This window comes from Micromonospora sp. BS32 (assembly GCF_059089345.1).
Genome location: NZ_JBSSHR010000007.1, coordinates 11,908 through 30,054, shown reverse-complemented (window position 1 = coordinate 30,054; position 18,147 = coordinate 11,908). Strand labels below are relative to the sequence as shown.

Below are 18,147 nucleotides of genomic sequence, written 5' to 3'. Positions count from 1 at the left end.
CCGTCCGCCGGGCCGGGCAACGCGTACGCCATCTGATCGACACATTGACGTGAGTCTTACCGGTCGGTTAACGTCCGCGTGAGAGAGCGCTCTCTCAGGTAACTAACCTCCCCAATTCCGACGAACCGCGCGCTCGGCCCCGATGACACCGACCGCGCTGGAGGAAAGATGACACCTCCCGTCCCACGCCGCCGCGCCCCCTGGGTGCTCGCCACCACCACCGCCCTGGCCGTCTTCGTCGGCGGCCTGACCTTCACCGCTGCCACCACCTTCGCCGAGGCCGCAACCGTCGGCGCCGGCAGCTACACCACCGACCCGGTGGGCCCGCTCCCCGCCGGCTGCGGCGAGATGTCCACCAACCCCCGGCAGTACGCCACCGCCAACGCACCGGCCGGCCCGATCCCCACCAACGACTGGTGGTCGTCGCTGCTGTGGAAGAAGACCAACTGCTCCTACAGCGAGCCGCTGCACGCCCACCCCGTCTCCTACCAGGCGTTCAGTGACGGTCTCGGCTTCTCGGCCCCGTCGACCGCCGCCATCAGCGGCACCGCGACCGGCGTCGGCGAGTACAAGTTCGCCTACTCCGAGGACTTCAGGGTCGGCGTGACCGCGCTCGGCGTCCCGACCGTCAAGGTCGACGACTGGAGCGACTGGACGGTCAGCCCGTACTGGAGCGACGGCGTCCGCACCATGCGGGCCACCATCGGCCACGGGCTGCCGTTCGCGTACTTCCAGACCAGCGGCGGCGACGCGAACATCAACCCGACCGGCGGCAGCCCCACGGTCTGGTCCAACAGCGGCGCCACCATCGGCTTCACCGTCAAGGGCCACGACTACGTCGCCTACGCCCCGACCGGCGCGAGCTGGACGGTCAGCGGCGGCCGGATCACCTCCACCCTGGCCGGGAAGGGCTACTTCTCGGTGGCCCTGCTGCCCACCACCCCGACCACCGACGCCGCGGCCCGGGCCGAGCTGGCCGCCAGCTACGGCCGGTACGCCCACGCCCACGTCACCGGGACCCGGGTGTCGTACTCCTACAACACCGCGACCAGCACGGTGAACACCACGTACGCCTTCACCACCACGGCCCGGGAGGGCACCGCCACCCAGACCGTGGTGAGCCTCTACCCGCACCAGTGGAAGGCGCTGACCGGCTCCACCCCACTCGGCGCCAGCTACCCGTCCGCCCGCGGCCGGATGAAGGTGCTCGCCGGGGTGACCGAGTTCCGCACCGCGATGAAGTTCCACGGCGTACTGCCGGAACTGCCGGCCGTCGGCACCGGCGCCGGTGCCGACCTGGCCCAGCTCAAGGACCAGCTGGCGGCGTTGCGCGGCAACCCGATGGACCAGCGGGGCGGCGACACCTACTGGACCGGCAAGGGCCTCGGCCGGGCCGCCCGGATCGCCGAGATCGCCGACCAGGTCGGTGACACGCAGACCCGTGACGCGGCACTGAACGCCATCCGGAGCACGCTGACCGACTGGTTCACCGCCACGCCGGGCAAGACCGCCCGGGTCTTCTGCTACGACCGCAACTGGGGCTCCCTGATCGGCTACCCGGCGTCGTACGGGTCCGACCAGGAGCTCAACGACCACCACTTCCACTACGGCTACTTCGTCGCCGCCGCCGCCACGCTGGCCAAGTTCGACCCGGCGTGGGCCTCGAACGCCCAGTACGGCGGCATGGTCGACCTGCTCATCCGGGACGCCAACAACTACAGCCGCGCCGACAACCGCTTCCCGTACCTGCGGGACTTCGACATCTACGCCGGGCACGACTGGGCCTCCGGGCACGGCTCGTTCAACGCCGGCAACAACCAGGAGTCGTCGTCCGAGGGGATGAACTTCGCCAACGCCCTGATCCAGTGGGGACAGGCGACCGGCAACACCGCCGTCCGGGACGCCGGCGTCTTCATCTACACCACCCAGGCGGCGGCGATCCAGGAGTACTGGTTCGACGCCGACGACCAGAACTTCCCGGAGAACTTCGGGCACTCCACGGTCGGCATGGTCTGGGGTGACGGCGGTGCGTACGCCACCTGGTTCAGCGCCGACCCGGAGATGATCCAGGGCATCAACATGCTGCCGGTCACCGGCGGCCACCTCTACCTGGGCTACCACCCGGCCTACAACAGGGCGAACTACGCCGAACTGGTGCGCAACAACGGCGGGGAGCCCACCGTCTGGCAGGACATCGTGTGGCAGTTCCTGGCCCTCGGCGACCCGGACGCGGCGCTGACGAAGCTCCGCGCCAACCCCGGGTACACCCCGGAGGAGGGCGAGAGCCGGGCCCACACGTTCCACTGGATCCGTAACCTCGCCGCCCTCGGCCAGGTCGACACGTCGGTCACCGCCGACCACCCGCTGGCCGCGGTCTTCAACCGCAACGGTGCCCGCACCTACGTGGCCAGCAACATCACCGCCGCACCGCTGACGGTCAGCTTCTCCGACGGCACCCGCCTCACGGTCGCCGCCGGGAAGACCGCCACCTCGGGGGCGAACACCTGGAGCGGCGGCAACGCGACCGGCGGCGTCGACCCGAGCCCGACCGTCCCGCCGACGGACAGCCCGAGCCCGACGCCGACCACCAGCAGCCCCTCACCGACCCCGACCACCACCAGTCCGTCCCCCTCACCGACCCCGACCAGCCCGAGCCCCACGCCCACCGAGCCGACCACGCCGCCGAGCAACGCGCCGACCCGGTTCCTGCTCCCCGGCGGCGGACTCGCGGCGGCCGGCGCCACCACCACCACCTCGGTGTCCAGCGCCGGCGGGGCCAACTGGGACGGCACCCCGCACAACCCGGCGGTCTTCACCGCCACCGGCCTGAACCTCGCCTGGTCCGGCGGCCAGACCGGGTTCGACCTGTTCCTCGACGCCGGCCAGTCGGTCGGCAACGGGGTGCAGGCCCGGGTCTCCTACGACCTGACCGGCGACGGCACCTTCGACCGGGTGGAGACGTACCGCTACTTCCCGACCGATCCGGTTCCCGGCTACGAGCACTACACGCAGAACAGCGGCCTGCTCTCCGGGGTCGGCACCCTCGGCAACCTCGCCAACGGCACCGTCAAGGTCGAGGTCTGGTCGGCGATCGGCGTCAACCCGACCACCCTCGGCATCGGCGACCAGTCGGTCGTGAAGCTGCCGTACTCCTGATCCCCGCTCCCACCACCAGCCCGCGCCGCCGGTCGTCCCGCGACCGGCGGCGCGGGCGCGTATTTTGCAGGACATGAGCGCCCGGGACCCCATCGCCGACCTGCGCCGGATCGCGTTCCTGCTGGAACGGGCCAACGAGGCCACCTACCGGGTGCGGGCGTTCCGCTCCGCCGCCGCGGCGCTCGCCGCGCTGCCGGCGAAGGAGGTCGCCGAGCGGGCCCGCACCGGGAAGCTCACCGAGCTGACCGGGGTGGGCGACGTGACGGCCCGCTGCGTCGCCGAGTCGCTGGCCGGCGAGGAGCCGGTCTACCTGCGCCGGCTGGTCGCCACCGAGGGCACCGACCTGGACGCCGCGGCCGCCGCGCTGCGGGCCGCGCTGCGCGGCGACTGCCACACCCACTCCGACTGGTCCGACGGCGGGTCGCCGATCGAGGAGATGGCGCTCGCCGCGGTGGAGCTGGGCCACCGGTACGTGGTGCTGACCGACCATTCACCACGGCTGAAGGTGGCCCGGGGCCTGACCGCCGACCGGCTGCGCAAGCAGCTCGACCACGTGGCCGCGGTGAACGACGCGCTGCCGAAGGGCTTCCGCATCCTCACCGGCATCGAGGTGGACATCCTCGCCGACGGCTCGCTGGACCAGTCCGACGACCTGCTGGCCCGGCTGGACGTCGTGGTCGGCTCGGTGCACAGCGGACTGAACGACGAGCGGGCGAAGATGACCCGGCGGATGCTGGCCGCGGTCGCCAACCCGCACCTGGACATCCTGGGCCACTGCACCGGGCGGATGGTGGCGTCCCGGCCGGCCGGGGTGAAGGGGCCGGGCGACCGGGCGCACCGGGCGCGTACCCGCCCCGAGAGCAACTTCGACGCCGACGCGGTCTTCGCGGCCTGCGCGGAGCACGACGTGGCCATCGAGATCAACTCTCGGCCGGAGCGGCAGGACCCGCCGAAGCGGCTGATCCGCCGGGCGCTGGAGGCCGGCTGCCGGTTCGCCATCAACACCGACGCGCACGCGCCCGGCCAGCTCGACTGGCAGCGGTTCGGCTGTGAGCGGGCGGCGCTCTGCGGCGTCCCCGCCGACCGGGTGGTCAACACCTGGACGGCGGATCGCCTGCTGAAGTGGACCGGCTCCCACGGCCGGTCCTGACCCGGCCGAGCTCAGCGAGCGGCGGGCTCGGCGGCCGGTTCGGCGGCCGGCACCGCGGGCGTGCCGGCGGCGACCGCGGTGCGGGGCCGCCGGCGGCCGACCAGTCCCTGTGCCACGGCGACCCCGAGCAGCACGACCAGCGCGCCGACCGGCTGATGCCAGTTCAGCCGCTCGTCGAGGACCACCGCGCCGATCAGCACCGCGAAGACCGGGATCAGGTACGTCACGGTGGAGGCGGTGCTCGCCCCGGCGATCCGGATGTTGCGCAGGTTGATCACGAAGGCCAACCCGGTGCCGAGCGCGCCGAGAGCCAGCACGCTGGCCAGCACGTCGAGCGAGAGCCGGGTCGGCACCGGCGGAGCGCCGGCCACCAGCGGCGCGACCACGGCCAGCTGCGCGGTCGCGACCAGCAGCTGCGCCGCCGACAGGGAGAGCCCGGAGTGGGAGCTGCCGGCGATGAACTTCTTCTGGTACGGAATGGCCACGCCGTAGCAGGCGGCCGCGCCGAAGCACATCAGCTGGCCGGTGAAGTGGGCGCCGCCCACCCCCTCCCAGACGCCGAGCACCACCAGCACGCCGAGGAAACCCAGCCCCAGCCCGACCGCCGCCCGGGCGGTCAGCCGCTCGGTACGGAAGACCAGCACCGCCAGCGGCAGCACGATCAGCGGGGTGGTGGCGTTCCAGATGCCGGCGAGCATCGACTCGACCCGCTGCTCACCGAAGCCGAAGAGGGTGAACGGGATCGCCACCCCGAACGCGGCGACCACCACCAGGTGCGCCCAGACCCGCGGCTCGCGCGGCAGCCGATCGCGGAGCAGGGCGAGCACCGCCAGCAGGGTCAGCGCGCCGGTGGCGACCCGGTAGAGGGTGAGGTGCAGCGGGTGCAGCTCCTCGACCCCGACCTTGATGAACAGGAAACTGGAACCCCAGATCGCGGCGAGCGCGAGGAAACCCGGCAGCCAGCTACGCAGCGCCGAGCGGTCAGGAGTGGTGTGGGCCATCACCCCTTGCACTCTGCCGCAGCCGTACGACGAAGTCCCGCGAAAATCGGACGCCGTGTCGACCGCCACAGCAACCGCCTTGCATTGAAGGCGTCGACCAGCCGAGGAGGTGTGCAGTCCGGCCGAGCTGCTTCCCTGAACACGGCAAACACGGTCGACATCCGCACCAGTCGGTCACGTAGGGTTCGCACGTGGGACGAATCGATGACCTCGCGAACCAGTACGTGGCCGACTGGGCGCCGCTGAGCCCGACCGGCGCCACCTACGTCGGCATCTCCGGCTACGACGACCAGCTCGACGACCTTTCCCCCGACGGGTACGCGGCCCGGGCCGAGCTGACCCGGCGGACGCTGACCGACCTGGACGTGGCGGAGCCCCAGTCCGAGGCGGAACGGACCGCCAGGGAGGCCATGCAGGAGCGCCTCGGCCTGGACCTCGCCCGGTACGAGGCCGGCGAGGTGACCAGCGAGGTCAACGTCATCGCCAGCGGGCTGCACGAGATCCGGATGGTCTTCGACCTGATGCCCACCGAGGGCGAGGCGGCCCAGGCCAACGTCGCCACCCGGCTCAACCGGTTCGCCGGCGCGCTGGAGGGCTACAAGACCACCCTGCGCGAGGCGGCCGCCGCCGGCCACGTCAGCTCGAAGGTGCAGCTGGTCGAGGTCGCCAAGCAGTGCGACATCTGGACCGACCCGAACGGTGACAACTTCTTCCACGGGCTGGTGGAGCGGCTCGGGGTGGAGGGCACGCTCGGCGCGGAGCTGCGCCGGGGCGCCGCGGCGGCCACCGCGGCGACCGCCGAGTTCGGGCAGTTCCTCCGCACCGAGCTGGCCCCGCACGGGCGGGACCGGCAGGCCGCCGGTCGGGAGCGGTACGAGCTGGCCTCGCAGTACTTCCTCGGCGCGAAGGTCGACCTCGACGAGACGTACGCCTGGGGGTTCGCGGAGCTGGCCCGGCTGGAGGCCGAGATGCGGGCGGTGGCCGGGCGGATCGTCGGCCCCGGCGCGACGGTCGACGAGGCGGTGAGTGCGCTCGACGCCGACCCGGCCCGGACCATCCAGGGCAAGGAGGCGTTCCGGGACTGGATGCAGGCGCTGGCCGACAAGGCGATCGCCGAGCTGCACGGCACCCACTTCGACATCCCCGAGCAGGTCCGCAAGATCGAGTGCTGTCTCGCCCCGACCAGCGACGGCGCGATCTACTACACCGGGCCCAGCGAGGACTTCTCCCGCCCTGGGCGGATGTGGTGGGCGGTGCCGCAGGGCATCACCGACTTCTCCACCTGGCGGGAGGTGACCACGGTCTACCACGAGGGCGTCCCGGGTCACCACCTCCAGGTGGCGCAGACGGCGGTCCGCGCCGAGCTGCTCAACCGCTGGCAGCGGCTGCTCTGCTGGGTCTCCGGGCACGGCGAGGGCTGGGCGCTCTACTCCGAGCGGCTGATGGACGAGCTGGGCTACCTGGAGGATCCGGGCGACAAGCTCGGCATGCTCGACGGGCAGGCGTTCCGGGCGGCCCGGGTGATCGTCGACATCGGCATGCACCTGGAGCTGGAGATCCCGCGGGACAACCCGTTCGGCTTCCACCCCGGCGAGCGCTGGACGCCGGAGCTGGGCTGGGAGTTCATGCGGGCGCACTGCCGGGTGCCGGACGAGAACCTGCGGTTCGAGTTGAACCGTTACCTGGGCTGGCCGGGGCAGGCGCCCTCGTACAAGGTGGGCGAGCGGATCTGGTTGCAGGCCCGGGAGGAGGCGAAGGCCCGCAAGGGCGCCGACTTCGACCTCAAGGAGTTCCACCGGCAGGCCCTCGACCTGGGCGCGCTCGGCCTCGACCCGCTGCGCCGGGCGCTGGCCCGGCTCTGACTGGCGGGACCGGGGGCGGGCGGGTGCCCGCCCCCGGTGCCCGGTGGTGGTGGGACGGAGGTCAGGTGAGCCGCAGCTCCAGCGCCGGCCGGGCGGTCAGCGTGTCGGAGTCGACGAAGGCCAGGTCGATCGCCGGATCGGTGAAGGTGATCGGGATGGGTGACGTGATCGGGATGCCGTCCGGGAACGGCAGGTCCGGGGTCAGCGTGATCTTGATGCCGAGTAGCCGGCCGACGAAGCGGGTCGCGTAGAACGCCACGTCGCCCTGCACGGTCAGCCGGTCCGTCACGTACTGCTGGCTCCGCCCGACCGGGCCGTCCGCGACCAGCTTGAAGTCGTCGGTCACCGCCTTGGCCATGCTGAACTTCAGCACCTTGAGCGTCCCGTTGGCGGTCGGCAGCTCGACGATCCCGTCGAACCGCAGCCCGGTCATGGTGACCTTGGAACCGGTCAGCTTGGACGGTCGCTGCGCCACCTTCGGCTGCCCCGGCTGCGGGGCGAGCTTCGGCATCACCTTGCCCGGCTGGACGGTCCGGGACCGGGTCGGCGGGGCCGGTGGGCAGGCGACGGCGGCCCGGCCGGACCGGCCGGTGAGCCCGGGCCGGGTGGTGGTCGGTACCGGCGTCGCCGAGGTCGCCGGCCTGCCGGCGCCGCTGGGGCTCGGGCTGGCCGACGGGCTCGCGGTCGGCTCGGCCTGCCGGCCACCGGTGAAGAGATCCCCGATGCCGTGCAGGATGTCGGTGAGGATGTTCCCGTCCGAGGTGGACGTCGGTGACGGGCTGGGGCTGGCGGCCGGCGTCGACGTGCCGCCACCGGTGGTGGCCGAGGCGGACGGGGTCGACCGGGTGGCGCGGGTCGGTCCGGCCGTCGGGGCCGGCTTCGTGGCCCCGGTGGGCGGCGTGGGGCAGGCGGTGGCGGCGGGCGGCACCGGGGCGGCCCGCACGGGCGTCGGCCGGACGACCGTGAGGGCACCGGCGGAGAGGCCGAGCAGCGCCAGCGCGACTGCGAAGTAGTGCGGGTCCCGGCCGCCACCCGGCACCCCGGGGCGCTCCGTGCCGGTCGGCGGCGCGTCGTCGCGCTGCCGCGGTATGCCCCGGCCCTCGGCGGGCATCAGCTCGTCGACCAGCGACCCGTCGTCGGCGCTCGGGGGCTGCGGCGTGGGGTCGCCGGTCGGGGCGTCGGTGGCGACCGGCGTCGGGGCGGGCCGGGCGGTCGGGGTCCAGGCGAAGGCCAGGGCACTGCCGACCATGCCGAGCAGCAGGCCCAGGAAGAAGCCGCCGAGATTGAGCCCGATCAGCGAGTAGACGGTGGTGACCGCGGCGACGATCGAGTAGAAGATCCGTTGCGCCGGGCTGAACCAGAGCAGCAGTCCGCAGGTGACCAGGATGATCGGGATCAACAGCGAGTACAGCCCGGTGGATCCGCTGTGGAAGCTCAGGCCGTTGAGCGTCATCTTGGTGGAGGCGAACATCTCCGCCCCGGCCAGCGCGGTGAACAGGCCGCCCCAGAAGGGCCGGCTGCGGCGCCAGCGGCGGAAGCCCCGCCACGTCCGGCCGACGCCACCGGCGCGGACGTGTTGCGGATCAGCGGTTGTCACGTACTCCTCCTGGCGGAGCGGGGGCGAGGGACGGAAACGGGTCCGCGGCGGCCGGCCGCCGCGGACCCGGGGTCAGCTCAGAAACATTCCTTGTTCTGGGCGTCCGCCCCGACGTTGATCTTCAGCCGCAGGCCCACCAGGTTGAAGGTGGAGGCGGTGGTGTACCGGGACACCTGCTGGAGGCCGGTGATGGTCACGTGCTCGGCGTTCTGACCGAAGGAGCCGGCCTCCGCCGAGGCGTTCAGCTCGCTGGCGTCCCGCCCGATCTTGATGTTGGTGAACTTGGCGTTGCCGTCCAGGCTGTCCATGGCGATGAGCAGGTCCTTGGCGCGGGCCGGCTCCTTGCCCTCGCCCGCGTGGATGGTGAGCACCACCGGGATGCCGTCCGCCTTGACCGACTGGCAGAGCTTGTAGAGGTCGGCGCTGCTGATCTCGGCCAGGGCGATCGGGTGGACGGTCCCGTTCTTCTCCTTGACCTTGCCGCCGTACTGCTTGAAGCCGTCACCCTCCAGCCGCTCCGCACCGATCTTGAAGGTCTGGCCGGAGACGGTGATGTCGGAGGCGATGGCACCGCTCTGCATGCCGAACAGGATGGCGCCGACGGCAGCGGTCGTGGGCACCATCATCGCGGCGAAGCGCCGCCACCGGGTACGTCCCGGGTTGTCGATCCGATCCTGCACGGATTCCTCCTCGGTGGGGCTGGTGCTCTTCGGGGTGGGCCGGTCGGCCGGTGGTGGCCCCGGGCCGGGCCGCCACCTGTTACCGGCGGGTAACGAGCGTGCGCCTGATGGTGCCCCGAGTGAGGTGTGGGTCACAAGACCCCTATTACCGGCCGGTAACACTGCCGCTGCACAATGATCCCGATCGATCACCGTCGGTAGATGCCGATGGGGAGCGACGCCCGGGATAAACCCCGCGAACCGGCCGTACCGGATCGGTGGTACTCACGTTGCGCACTCAAACCATCGACGGGTTACGATTCCGTAACGAGCGCTCAGCGTCACCGTGGAAACGCGAAGGGCGGGCCGACCACCGGTCGACCCGCCCTCACCGTCGCGCTCGACTCAGTGCTTCTCGACCTCGTCGTCGGCGGCCGGACGCTGCACCGGCACCGTCGGCTCGTCCTCGGCACGCCAGTTCGTCGACGCCGGCGGGATCTCGTCGCTGAGCGGGCCGCCCTCGCGCTCCACCGGGGGCTGCTCGGCCGTCGGCCGCTCGTCCACCCGATCCGGCACCACGTCGTCCTCGACCGGCAGCACGTCGTCGTCGCGGACCGGCTCGCCGTCCACCCGGGTCGGGGTGTCGACCGGTGCCGCGACCGGCACGACGTCGGCCCGGTGCCGCGCCTCGCCGGCGGTGACCGCCGCCGCGCGACGACCCACCAGCAGGCCGCCGACGAGCAGCAGCAGGCCCAGCACGGCCAGGCCGATCGGGGCGTAGACGCCCAGCAGCCGCAGGCTGTCCCGGCTCTCCTTCGCCCGCTTCACCGAGGCCGTGATGGTCCCGTCGGTGTACGCGAAGTCCGCGTCAAGCAGCGTGGTCGGTTCGCCCACGTTCGGCGTCAGGACCTTCTTCTGCACCTCGCGCACCTTGACGTAGGAACCGGTGACCGGGTCCACCCAGACCGTCCGCTGGTTGCTGTAGACGACCTTGGCGTCGGTGGCGCCCTTCGCGAAAGTGGCCACCAGCGGCGAGATCCGGGTCGGGGCCAGGTTCAGCGGCTCATCCGTGATCACCTGCTCGAACCGGTACGCCTCGAGGCCCTGGATCTTCTCCGTACCGGCGAACTTGGCCGGACGGACGGTCCGCAGGTCACGGTCGTAGATCTCGTAGTCCCGCTTCTCGGTGTTGAAGGGGAACTTGTAGATCTGGCCGGCGAACTTCACCCGCTCCTGCTCGCCGGCGTCGTCGAGCCACTGGTCCTTCCAGTCCAACGCCGCACCGGAGACCCGGTCCAGCGCGAGCTGGGCGCCGTACGCGCTGACCAGATCCTTGTTGTCGACCCGGTCGACGGTCTGGCCGACCTTCCACACCACGGCCTTGCCGTCGAGGTCGCCCGAGAGCTTCGCGGTCTGCGACCGGTCCTGGGTGACCAGGACGGTGGACCTGAGTTTGCCGTCGTTGACCTTGATGGACCCGTCCTTGATCTGGAGGAACTTCGCGTTGCTGGCTTCCGCCACCGACGTCGAGGGGTCCAGGTCGTACGGGAGCTTGGTCAACGCGGGGGTCACGACGAACACCAGCCCGGCGGCCAGCGCCAGGAGCAGTACGCCGACCCCGAACAGCACGGCACCGATGGCGCGGTGCTTCATCTTGCCTCCCTGGAGGAGCTCAATTGTCGTCGATGTAGATCTGAGAGATGGCGGGGAGGTTACTACCTGGTCACATGGCGACGCGACCCCCGGTCAGCTCACTTTTCCCGCCGCAGCAGATCTTTCATCCGTGGCGACGGCCACCTGCCCGTCGTCGTCCGGCTCTCCACCGGCCCGACGGAGCACGAGCAGGAAGTTCCATGAAGCGATCTCCCGGGCGCCGGGAACCCGGACGATCCACCGGCCCCACCACGGGTGGTAGCGCGGCAGGGCGTCCAGCACCTCGACCTCGGGGTTGCCCCGGGTCCAGCGCAGCGCGTCGGAGATGGAGACCGGGAAGAGCGTCTCCCGGAAGCGGTTCTTCGGCGGCCGGCCCATCCGCCGCTGGTAGCGCCGCCGGGCCCGCTCCCCGCCCAGGTAGTGCCAGGGCGCGGTCTCGTGCCCGCCCCACGGCGAGAGCCACGGGGTGAACGACACGAAGATGACCCCGCCGGGTCGGGTCACCCGGGCCATCTCGTCGAGCATCCGGTGCGGCACGGAGACGTGTTCGAGCACGTTCGACGAGAAGCAGACGTCCACGCTCCCGGTCCGGACCGGCAGGGCGGTGCCGCTGCCGCGCAGCATCCCCTCGGCCGACCCGGCCGCGGAGAAGTCCCCCACGTCCGGGTCGAGCCCGACGTAGTGGGCGCCGGCCGCCCGGAACGCCGAGGCGAAGTAGCCCGGCCCGCCACCCACGTCGAGCACGGTCCGCCCGGCCAGCCCGGCGTAACCCGAGACCTGGCGTACCGAGTCGTCGGCGAGCATGCCGTAGAAGTGGTCCGGGTCGGTCTGTTCGACCAGGAAGGCCCGGAACAGGGTCACCGAGCGACCCAGGGTGGCGAAGCGGCGCCGGGCCGCCCGCCCCTGCTCAGCGGTCATCGCACTACCGTCCGTCCTCGTTCTCGCCGGCGGTCGGCGGGTCGCCGGCCACCGGGGCTGTCACCTGCTCGTCCACCGGTTCCGCGACGTCCCCGGCCGGCGCGGGGGCGCCCGGGACCGGGACCACCGCCGCGACCACCGCGCCGATCGCCACCAGCATGGCGGCCTGCACCCACGTCCCGTAGGCCCACTCCTGGCCGTGCCCGCGCACCCGGCCGGCCACGGCGGTTATCGTGGCCACCGCCAGCCCGCCGAACACCACCACCGGAAGGGCCCGCCGGGCGAGCTGGCGCAGCAGCATCGCGGCCAGCACGATCGCCACCGGCAGCACCCCGCCCAGCGCGGCGAGCAGCACCACCAGCAGCGTCCCCACGAACCAGGGCGCACCCTCCGCCGGGATCGGCGCCCCGTCCTCCGGCCGCCGCCGCACCGGCCAGGCGGCGAGCACCAGCACGCCGAGCGCGGTGAGCGCCCCGGCGGCCAGGCCGCCCCGGTAGGCGCGGTCGGGAGCGAACTCCAGCACGACCTCGCCGCCGGCCCCCGCCGGCAGCACGAACGCCTGCTGCCACCCGTCGACCCGGGCCACCGGCAACGCCCGTCCGTCCAGCCGGGCCGTCCAGCCGGCGTTCGCGTTCTCGGGTACCACCAGCAGCGCGCTCTCACCCGCGCCGACCCGTACCCGGCGCTCGGTCGGCGCCCACTCGCGCACCTGGACGTCCCGGTGCCGAGGGGCTACCCGCGTCCCACCGGTCGGACGCAGCGTCACGTCCTGCGCCACGAACCCGGACGACGGCGCGGTGACCAGACGGTGCCCGCCGGCCGGCAGGTCCACCACCGCGCCGGTGTCGCCGCAGAGGGTCACCGGCATCGACCGGCCGGCGACCGCGTCGGCCAGGGTGCCGGTGACCGAGGTGTCGTACCGGAATCCGTCGAGCTCCACGGCCGGGCCGGCGCCGCACGGCGCGACGAGCCGGACGTCCGCCGGCAGCGGCCGAAGCAGATCGGCCAGCGCGGGCACCTCCACCTCGGCGATGCCGGCGGTGGCCGTCCAGCCGTTGCCCCGCCGGTCCGACACCCGGGGGGTGGACTCCCGGACGGCGATCTCCAACCGGTCGGTCCGCACCGGCGTCAGGCGGACCAGACCGTCGGGGTCGACCGGGACGAGCTGGGTCCGGCCACCGGCGCGGACCTCGACCCGGGTGGGCAGCGAACCCACCGGCAGGTCTGCCGGGCGCAGCCGCAGCCGGTCGATCCGGCGCGCGCCCGACCAGCTCAGCCGGAGGGTGGGCCGCAGGTCGGTGATGTCGGCCAGCCAGGCGGTGCCCGGGTCCCCGTCGACCGCCGCCCACGGCCCGACCGTCGCGTCCCCCGACAGGTACGACGAGGCGCCCGCCGCCACCGGCGCCCCGGCCAGCGTCAACGCGCCGCCCGATCGGGCCACCGCGGTGACCCCGAGCTGCCAGGTGCCCGCGGTCGAGCTGCGGAACAACCGGTCCAGCCCGAGCGGTTCCTCACCCACCCGGGCCAGGAACCGGTCGCACCGGACGACCGCGCCGGCGGCCCGGACCCCGGTGGCCGGCGTGCCGGCCTGGCCGCCGCCGGTCGCGGGGGCACCCGTTCCGTCGTCGGTGGCCGGCGGCGAGTCGGTGCCGGCGGCGCCCGTCGCGGCGGAGGGGAAGCACGCCGGTCGGCTCGCCGAACCCCGGCTGAACGACCAGGAGACTCCGCCGGCTCCGGTGGCGGGCAGATCGGCGGGGACGCGCAGCGCGCGACGGGGGGTGATCCCCGGTACGGACAGCTCCCGGATGCCCACCCCACCGTCGATCCGGCCGTCGGCCACCGCCAGCACCGTGATCCGCACCGAGCTGGTCGTGCCGGGGAGCGTGTAGTACGTCCGGGCGCCCAGGTCCGGCACCACGTCGTGGTCGACCGCGCCCCGGTCGGTGGTGATCCGGAACCGGGTCACCGGCCAGCCGACGCCCAGGTCACCCACGAAGGCCACGGAGATCTGCTGCACGTTGCGCGGGGTGTCCAGGTCGAGCTGGAGCCACTGGCCCACCGGCCCGGCCAGCGGCGCGGAGTGCCAGGCGGTGCTCGCGTCCCCGTCGACGGCGGCGAACGGCAGGTGCGACGGGTCGGCGGGGGCCAGGTTGTCCACGAAGCTCACCGCGCTGGACGCGGTCACTTCGCGAACCCCCTGGTAGGTGGCGACCGTCTGGTGGTTGCCCCCGGGGAACGGCAGCAGGTCCAACGCGACCCGGCCCTGCCGCCCCGCCTCGGTGGCGGTCAGCGTCTGGCTGAGGTTGTCCCGTACCCGGCCGATGTTCCGTTCCCGCCGGCGCAGCCCGTCGGTGACGATCCACCGGTCACCGGTCGCGCCGCTGGCGCGGTCCCCGGCGAGGACCACCGGCCGGTCCCGTTCCACCACGCCCTGTTCCAGCAGGGGCAGCAGGGTCTCCGGGCCGCCGCTGACCGTGGGCACGTCGGCGGTGAGGACCGCCGAGGCGACCGGGACCGGGCGGCGCACCTCGTACACCTCGACGGCCGGCAGCCTGCCGGCGTCCTCGTCGACCGGGCTGCCGACCGCCCGCCCGACCGCGCCGGTGCTGCCGAAGGACGCCACCCGGACGATCCCCGGCGACTGGGCCAGCGCCCGGCGCAGCACCGCCACCGGCGGCGCGTCCACCTGCGTCCGGTCGAGGTCGTTGCGGAGCAGCAGGTGGTGGAAGCCGGAGCGGGCCAGGAAGTCGGCCAGCCCGGCGGAGCCGTGACCGCTGGAGAGCACCGTCTCGACGGTGTCCATCATCCGGGTGTTGCCGGTCGAACCGAGCGGGATCTGGTGGCGCACCGCCCAGGGCGCCCCCGCCAGGGCCTGCAACGGCTCGTCGACGGTGCGGCCCCAGTCGTACTGGGCGAAGCTGGAACCCGGCACCATCAGGGTGCGGGCCAGGGCGTCCCGATCGGCCAGCCAGGTGGCCGCCGCCCGCCAGTGCGGCGGCAGGTCCGCCCAGCCGGGCCCGGGTCGCAGCAGCCCGATCCAGGCCGGCGCGGCGGCGCCCAGCACCAGCGCCAGGACCGGTACGAAGACCACCGGGCGGAGCCGCAGGCCCGGGCGACGTCGGCGGGCCGCGGTCTGCAGGCGGGTGGCCCAGGCGTCCACGCCGTGCGCGAAGCCGAGCATCAGCGGCAGCCGCAGCACCGGGTCCAGCTTGTGCACGTTGCGCAGCGGCGCCAGCGGCCCGTCCAGCAGGTTCCGCACCTGCTCGGACAGGGGGCTGTCCAGGCTGCCGACGTACCCCATGGTGAGCAGGGTCAGCCCGGTCAGGAAGCCGAGCACCAGGAACCGCCGCTCGGGCAGCAGGTTGCCAGCCAGCCCGGCCAGGCCCAGCAGCGCCAGTACGGCGGTGAGCGCCATCAGCACCGGGTGGTCGATCAGCAGCCAGCCGGCCGGCCACCACGGGTCGCCCTGGACGATGTACGCCACCCACTGGTTCGTGCCGCGTACCGCCTGGAAGAGCGAGGCGACCGCGGTGGTCGTGGTGGACGACTCGATGTAGTCCAGGAACGGCAGGCTGTACTGGCCGAGCAGCAGCAGCGGAACGATCCACCAGAGGCAGACCGCGGTGACGCAGACGCACCACCAGCCGACCAGCCGCAGGTGGGCGGCGTCCCAGCGGCGGGAGAGCAGCCACACTCCGGGCAGCACCAGGGCGAGCAGCACCACCGCCGCGTTGATCCCGCCCATGCCGAGCACCGCCAGGGCGGAGAGCGCGGCGGCCCGGCGGGGCGAGCCGATCCGCCGCACCCGGACCAGTGGCAGCAGCACCCAGGGCAGCATCGCGGCGGAGAGGACCTCCGAGGAGAGCGCGCCGATCTCGGTGAGCACCCGGGGCGCCAGCGCGTAGCCCAGCGCCGCCGCGTACCGGGTCGGTTCGGTGCCGATCCGCATCGTCCGGGCCAGCAGCAGCAGGCCGTAGAAGGCGGCGCCGAAGAGCAGCGCGCACCAGAGCCGCTGGGTGATCCACGGCGGCAGGCCGAGCAGCTGCCCGGCGGCGAAGAACGGGCCCATCGGGAAGAGGTAGCCGTACGCCTGGTTCTGCAGCTCGCCGGAGGTGGCCTCCGGGTTCCACAGGTGCAGCGCCCGGGCCAGGAAGTGCACCGGGTTCGCCGCCAGGTCGAGCTTGGTGTCGAAGGTGACCTGGCCGGGCCGCTGGGCGAACGCGACGGCGGTGAGCAGCAGCAGGCAGAGCGCGGTGGCGGGGGCCTCCCGGATCGGCCGGACCAGGCGGCGGGCCACCCGTACCGGCAGGGTCGCCATCACGGGCCGCGGGTCGGCGGTCACCGGCGGCACTCCGGCGGCAGGCAGCTCAGGTCCGCCAGCGCGGAGAAGAAGATCTGCCGCATCCCCTTCGGCTGGTCGGTGCGGAACACCTGGCCACCGGTCACCTTCGCAATCGCGTTCAGTTCCTCCGGGTCGACGTCCCGGCCGAGGCCGACGAAGACGATCGGCAGCGGCCGGCGCGGGTCCTGCAGGGCGCGGAGTTCGGCGAGGAACTTCGTCCGGCCGATGCTCTCGGTGTCCTCGTTGCGGCCGTCGGTCATCACCAGCACCAGGTTGATCCGGCCCGGGGTCCAGTGCCGCCGGGCGTCCCGGTACGCGGCCAGCGTCGTGTCGTACAGGCCGGTGCCGCCGTTGGGCTTGACCCGCACCTCGGCCAGCCGCTGGGCCAGCGCGGCCCGCTGGACGCGCAGCGGGCGGACCGGGAGGATCTCCTGGTAGTCGCGGTCGCCGTCGACCTTGGTGGAGAAGACCCAGACGCCCAGCTCGCTGTTGTCCAGCAGCAGCCCGGCGCCCTCCCGGGCGGCGGCCACGGTGGCGTCGAGCCGGGTGCCACCGCTGCCGGGCACCTGCACGGCCATCGACCCGGAAACGTCGATCACGGTGAGGATCCGCGCGCTGCGCTGCACGCCGCTCCACCCGGTGAGCACCTGGGTGACCGTCTCCTCGGCGGGCAGCGGGACGGGCAGCCGGACGTCCGGGCTGAGCCGCCCGTCGCGCGGGATCGCCGGCGGGAAGCCGGCCGCGGTGCGGAAGCCGTACCCGGTGAGCACCTCGCGGGCGCCCGTGCCGAGCAGGTCGGTGAGGAAGCCGGCCGCCGCGCCCCGGGCGGTGTTCCCGGCGGCGGGCAGGACCACGTACGGCAGGTCCAGCGACGGGACCGCGACCTCAGGGTACGCGGCGACGAGCTTGCCGGCGCCGGTCAGCGTGTTGTGCCCGAGCACCGCCCGTTCGGTGCTGGCGACCGCGTCCGACCAGCCCGGCAGCCCGGTGCCGGGAGGCAGCGCGGTGCCGGCGGCGAAGGTGCGCCCGGCGAGCCGGCGCAGCGCCGCCGCCACCGCGCCGCCGGGGTCGCTCTCACCGGCGGCCAGCCCGCGGACTCCGAGCAGCGCGCCGACCCCGGCCGGGTCGGCCGCCGGGTCGGGGAGCCCGACCTTCACCGCGCCGGCCTTGGGGCCGATCAGAGCGCCCCAGGTCAGCGGGCGGGCCGGCCAGCCGCTCCGGCGGGCCACCGGCTCGGTCACCGCGAGGACGACCGGGGTGCTGGCCACCGAGGTGCCCTGGCCGGGCACCTCGAAGGCGCCGGCGGCCCGGGCCCGGCGCAGCCAGAACGTCGACTCGGGCAGCCAGGCGTCCGCCACGTCGGCGCCGCTCGCCAGCTCGGCGGCGACGGCGTCCGACTCGCGAGCCTGCACCACGATCGCCACGCAGGGCTGCCGGCCGACGGTGGCCCGGGCGATCCGGTCCACCGCCGGGGCGACCACGGGCGCGGCGACGATCCGCAGCCGGACCCGCTCGGCGCACTCCGGGACGGTCCGCTCGTCGCGCAGCCAGGCGACGCCGGCCCAGCCGACCAGCAGCAGCACCAGCGCGGCGCTGAGCAGCACCACCGGGGACCGACGGGTGAGGAACCGCAGCGACGCCTTGCGCACGGCGGTCACCTCCTCGTCGTCTCGCCCGCCGACGGGTGCCGGCCGCAGGTCACGGGTGTCGCGGATCGGGGCGGCCGGTGCCCGCACCGGCACCGCGCGCGTCCGCGCTGCACACCCTGCCAAGGTTTCCGGCCCCCGGCAAACCCCCGATCGACGACCC

The 18,147-nt window shown here is 73.5% G+C and carries 10 protein-coding genes; 3 read left to right on the top strand and 7 right to left on the bottom strand.

Going from position 1 to position 18,147, the window contains the following annotated elements:
• Nucleotides 1-168: 168 nt before the first annotated feature.
• A complete protein-coding gene (locus tag AC5RWQ_RS13070) occupies nt 169-3,156 on the top strand; it encodes a glycosyl hydrolase (RefSeq protein ID WP_494283002.1) in 2,988 nt (995 codons plus the stop codon).
• A 73-nt stretch (nt 3,157-3,229) separates the two neighbouring features.
• Nucleotides 3,230-4,306 carry a PHP domain-containing protein gene (locus AC5RWQ_RS13065; protein ID WP_494283001.1) on the top strand — a complete coding sequence of 359 codons (1,077 nt, stop codon included), beginning with the start codon at nt 3,230-3,232 and terminating at the stop codon, nt 4,304-4,306.
• Between the two features lie 11 nt (nt 4,307-4,317).
• Here the strand turns inward: AC5RWQ_RS13065 and AC5RWQ_RS13060 are convergent, their stop codons facing one another.
• Nucleotides 4,318-5,307 (bottom strand): DMT family transporter, encoded by a 990-nt coding sequence (locus AC5RWQ_RS13060; protein ID WP_494283000.1) that lies wholly within the window; start codon nt 5,305-5,307, stop codon nt 4,318-4,320.
• A 191-nt stretch (nt 5,308-5,498) separates the two neighbouring features.
• Between AC5RWQ_RS13060 and AC5RWQ_RS13055 the strand changes: the two genes are divergently transcribed.
• Nucleotides 5,499-7,169, top strand: a complete 1,671-nt coding sequence (locus AC5RWQ_RS13055) for a DUF885 domain-containing protein (protein WP_494282999.1) — start codon at nt 5,499-5,501, stop codon at nt 7,167-7,169.
• 61 nt (nt 7,170-7,230) lie between these two features.
• Here AC5RWQ_RS13055 and AC5RWQ_RS13050 read toward each other — a convergent pair whose 3' ends face one another.
• The 6 genes from AC5RWQ_RS13050 to AC5RWQ_RS13025 all read right to left on the bottom strand — a co-directional run bounded on the left by AC5RWQ_RS13050 (nt 7,231) and on the right by AC5RWQ_RS13025 (nt 18,080).
• Complete coding sequence (locus tag AC5RWQ_RS13050; protein WP_494282998.1) at nt 7,231-8,766, bottom strand: DUF6114 domain-containing protein; 1,536 nt, start codon at nt 8,764-8,766, stop codon at nt 7,231-7,233.
• Nucleotides 8,767-8,843: 77 nt separating this feature from the next.
• Nucleotides 8,844-9,446 carry a DUF6230 family protein gene (locus AC5RWQ_RS13045; protein ID WP_494282997.1) on the bottom strand — a complete coding sequence of 201 codons (603 nt, stop codon included), beginning with the start codon at nt 9,444-9,446 and terminating at the stop codon, nt 8,844-8,846.
• A 384-nt stretch (nt 9,447-9,830) separates the two neighbouring features.
• Entirely contained in the window at nt 9,831-11,078 is a 1,248-nt protein-coding gene (gene pgfA / locus AC5RWQ_RS13040) for a cell envelope lipid trafficking protein PgfA (RefSeq protein WP_494282996.1), read from the bottom strand.
• Nucleotides 11,079-11,171: 93 nt separating this feature from the next.
• Nucleotides 11,172-11,996: a class I SAM-dependent methyltransferase gene (locus tag AC5RWQ_RS13035; RefSeq protein WP_494282995.1), complete on the bottom strand. Its 825-nt coding sequence runs from the start codon at nt 11,994-11,996 to the stop codon at nt 11,172-11,174.
• A 4-nt stretch (nt 11,997-12,000) separates the two neighbouring features.
• Nucleotides 12,001-16,338, bottom strand: a complete 4,338-nt coding sequence (locus AC5RWQ_RS13030; protein ID WP_494282994.1) for an alpha-(1->3)-arabinofuranosyltransferase domain-containing protein — start codon at nt 16,336-16,338, stop codon at nt 12,001-12,003.
• On the bottom strand, nt 16,335-18,080 hold the full coding sequence (locus AC5RWQ_RS13025) for a substrate-binding and VWA domain-containing protein (RefSeq protein ID WP_494282993.1): 1,746 nt from the start codon (nt 18,078-18,080) through the stop codon (nt 16,335-16,337). The genes AC5RWQ_RS13030 and AC5RWQ_RS13025 overlap by 4 nt, the downstream gene beginning before the upstream one ends.
• Between the last annotated feature and the right edge of the window lie 67 nt (nt 18,081-18,147).